The organism is Jutongia hominis (assembly GCF_014384965.1).
In the GTDB taxonomy this organism is placed as follows: Bacteria; Bacillota; Clostridia; order Lachnospirales; family Lachnospiraceae; genus Butyribacter; species Butyribacter hominis.
In genome coordinates this window covers 1-814 of sequence record NZ_JACRSW010000024.1, presented here as the reverse complement: position 1 = coordinate 814, position 814 = coordinate 1, and the positions used below count along the sequence as shown (strand labels likewise).

Genomic DNA, 814 nt, shown 5'->3' with positions numbered 1-814 from the left:
GCAAGCAAATCACTTTTTTTGTCATTTTCTGCAAAAAAAGGTCACTTTCTGCAATAGATATTGTTTTGTAAACAGATAAAGTTATACTTAATCTGGCAGGAGGCATAACTATGATTGAAAAAATGGCGGATGATTTAATTGGTCAGATGACTGAAGCAAGGTTAATTGATAAAGACATGGAAGAAAGATATATTTATGTCTTTATCTGTTGGATTGAGAAATTTATTACGGTTGGCAGTATTATCGTAATCAGTTTGGCGTTCCATAAACTGTTTCCAACTATATTTTTTCTTGTGTTTTTCTTAGAATTAAGAAAGCGAACTGGCGGATATCATCTGGACAAGTATTATAAATGTTATTTGGCAACCATTGTTTCTTATTTAGTTATTGTAATTATCAGTGCAAGACTGTCAGAACATCCGCAATGGTTATTTGCAATATTGGTAATTGCTATAACGGGGATAGGATTGATTGGTACAGTGAATCATCCTAATATGCACATGACATCAGAGGAATTGATGGAATCGAAAAAATCCGCAAGGACTATTGTTTTACTTGAGGGGTGTATAATATTGGGATGTGTTCTGTTAGATGCGGATATGGTTTACATTAGTTATATGGCAATAGCTGTTATATTATGTGCAGCTTTGCTGTGTATAGCAAAAATTTTTAAACAGGAGGTGAGAGAGAATGAAGCAGGTTAATAAGAAAGTGTTGAAGGTTGTAGAACGTGTCATGAGAAAAGAAGCTGTATATGGGATAGATGGATTTCCACCTGCGTGTTTAGGAATATGGCATCAGCCGAAACGTCCGA

2 protein-coding genes are annotated in these 814 nt (G+C 34.8%); both read left to right on the top strand.

The window, feature by feature from the left end; translation table 11 throughout:
* The first annotated feature begins 110 nt into the window (after window positions 1-110).
* The gene (locus H8700_RS05505; RefSeq protein WP_055195982.1) at window positions 111-704 is read left to right on the top strand and encodes an accessory gene regulator B family protein; all 594 of its coding nucleotides are present in this window, start codon (window positions 111-113) and stop codon (window positions 702-704) included.
* Window positions 691-814, top strand: a 124-nt coding sequence (locus tag H8700_RS12440; RefSeq protein ID WP_118508262.1) for a cyclic lactone autoinducer peptide, incomplete at its 3' end; no start/stop codon positions are given. The genes H8700_RS05505 and H8700_RS12440, both read left to right, overlap by 14 nt.

What these genes read in the sequence shown, in the direction of transcription:
- H8700_RS05505 (WP_055195982.1), top strand. Translation starts at nt 111, where the DNA reads ATGATTGAAAAAATGGCGGATGATTTAATTGGTCAGATGACTGAAGCA.